General features: G+C 72.6%; 2 protein-coding genes. Both read left to right on the forward strand.

Going from position 1 to position 2,596, the window contains the following annotated elements; translation table 11 throughout:
• Nucleotides 1–669: acyl carrier protein (locus ACZ4Z5_RS33280; RefSeq protein ID WP_468270008.1), on the forward strand; the 669-nt coding region annotated here is incomplete at its 5' end.
• A gap of 67 nt (nt 670–736) precedes the next feature.
• The coding region (locus tag ACZ4Z5_RS33285) for a type I polyketide synthase (protein WP_468270010.1) at nt 737–2,596 on the forward strand (1,860 nt) is incomplete at its 3' end.

The following is a 2,596-nucleotide window of genomic DNA, read 5'->3' on the forward strand; positions in this document are numbered from 1 at the left end:
CCGGTCGGCCTGGACCTTGCCGCGCTGCGCGCCCAGGCGGGCAGCGGCATGCTGCCGCCCCTGCTGTCGGGCCTGGTACGGGCGCCCGCACGCCGGGCCGCTGGCACAACCGCCGGCACGGAAGGCGGAGCGGAAGTGCGCGAGCGTCTCGGCGCGCTCACGCCGGCCGCACGGGAGGAGGCACTGCTGGAGCTGGTCTGCACGTACGTCTCCGGGGTCCTGGGCTTCGCCGGGCCCGAAGCGGTCGACCCGGCACGGTCGTTCAACGAGGTCGGCTTCGACTCGCTGACCGCCGTCGAGCTCCGCAACCGGCTCGGCGCCGCCACCGGCGTCCGCCTGCCCGCCACCCTCGTCTTCGACTACCCGACGCCGACCGCGCTGGTGGAGTACCTGCGGGACGAGCTCTGGCAGAACGGCGCCGCGGCGGTGCCCCCGCTGCTCGCCGAACTGGAACGGCTGGAGAAGACGCTCGTCACGTCCACGCCCGACGAGGCCGGCCGTGACCGCATCACCGAGCGCCTCCAGGCGCTGCTGGCCGCCTGGAGCGAAGCCGGCGCACAGGCCACCGCCCCCGCCGGAACCGACGGCGCCGACGTGGCCGAGGCACTGGAGAGCGCCACCGACGACGACCTCTTCGACTTCATCGGCAAGGAGTTCGGCATCTCATGACGCGGCTGCTCCGCTCCACCCCTTCCCACCACTCTGACTTTCCGGCTTCTGTACGAGGGATGCACGCATGAACGAGGAAAAGCTCCGGTATTTCCTGAAGCGGGTGACGGCCGATCTCCACGAGACGCGCCGCCGGCTGCAGGAGGTCGAGTCGGGGGAGCAGGAGCCGATCGCGATCGTCGGGATGAGCTGCCGGTACCCGGGGGACGTCGAGTCCCCCGAGGACCTGTGGCGGCTGGTGTCCGAGGAGACCGACGCCATCTCGCCCTTCCCGGCCGACCGGGGCTGGGACACGGGGCGCCTGTTCGACGAGGACCCCGACGGGCGGGGCACGAGCTACGTGCAGGAAGGCGGCTTCCTGCACTCGGCCAACCGGTTCGACCCGGCGTTCTTCGGGATCTCGCCCCGTGAGGCCGTCGCCATGGACCCGCAGCAGCGGCTGCTGCTGGAGATCTCGTGGGAGGCGTTCGAGCGGGCCGGCATCGACCCGACCTCGGTGCGCGGCAGCCGCACCGGCGTGTTCACCGGCGTCATGTATCACGACTACGCGTCCCGACTGCGCGCCGTACCCCCGGAGGTCGAGGGCTACCTCGGCACCGGCGCCTCCAGCAGCATCGCCTCCGGCCGCGTCTCGTACACGTTCGGCCTGGAGGGCCCGGCGCTCACCGTCGACACGGCCTGCTCCTCGTCCCTCGTCACCCTGCACCTGGCGATGCAGGCACTCCGCAAGGGCGAGTGTTCGCTCGCCCTCGCGGGCGGCGTCACCGTCATGCCGACCCCCGGCACCTTCACCGAGTTCAGCCGGCAGCGCGGCCTGTCCTTCGACGGCCGCTGCAAGTCCTTCTCGGACTCCGCCGACGGCACCGGCTGGGGGGAGGGCGCGGGCATGCTGCTCGTGGAGCGGCTGTCCGACGCCCGCCGCAACGGCCACCGGGTGCTGGCCGTCGTCCGTGGCTCGGCCGTCAACCAGGACGGTGCGAGCAACGGTCTGACCGCGCCCAACGGTCCGTCGCAGCAGCGCGTCATCCGCCAGGCCCTGGCGGACGCCCGGCTCACGGCTGCCGACATCGACGTCGTCGAGGCGCACGGCACGGGTACGACGCTCGGCGACCCGATCGAGGCGCAGGCGCTGCTGGCGACGTACGGCCGGGAGCACACCGAGGACCGCCCGCTGTGGCTCGGCTCGATCAAGTCGAACATCGGTCACACGCAGGCCGCCGCCGGCGTCGCCGGCGTCATCAAGATGGTCATGGCGCTCCGGCACGGCCGGATCCCCAAGACACTGCACGTGGAAGAGCCGTCGACCAAGGTCGACTGGTCCGCGGGTGCCGTGTCGCTGCTGCGCCGGACCGTGCAATGGCCGGAGACCGGCCGCCCGCGGCGCGCAGCGGTTTCCTCGTTCGGTATCAGCGGCACCAACGCGCACACCATCATCGAGGAGGCTCCGCCCGCGGCGGCCGAGCCTGCCGACACCGACACCGACACCGACACCGACACCGGCACCGGCACCGGCTCCGATGCCGACGTCGGTGAGGCCGGCCCGCGGCGCCGTACCGTGATGCCTCCCGTACTGCCCTGGCTTGTCTCGGCCCGTACGGAAGAGGCCCTGCGCGCCCAGGCCGAGCGCCTGCTCACCCATCTGCGTGCCCACCCCGACCAGACGGCGGCGGACATCAGCCTCTCCCTGGCCACCGGTCGCGCGGCCCTCGAACACCGTGCCGTCGTCGTGGCCGGCGACCGCGAGCAGGCCGTGGCCGGCCTCGCCGCGCTGGCCTCCGGGGATTCCACCACGTCGCGGATCGTACGGGGCGAGGCCGGAGCACGGGGCAAGGTCGCGTTCCTGTTCACGGGGCAGGGGAGCCAGCGTCCGGGGATGGGGCGTGAGCTGTATGACGTTTATCCGGTGTTCGCCGAGGCGCTGGATGCG

The organism is Streptomyces sp. NPDC030222, assembly GCF_055573115.1.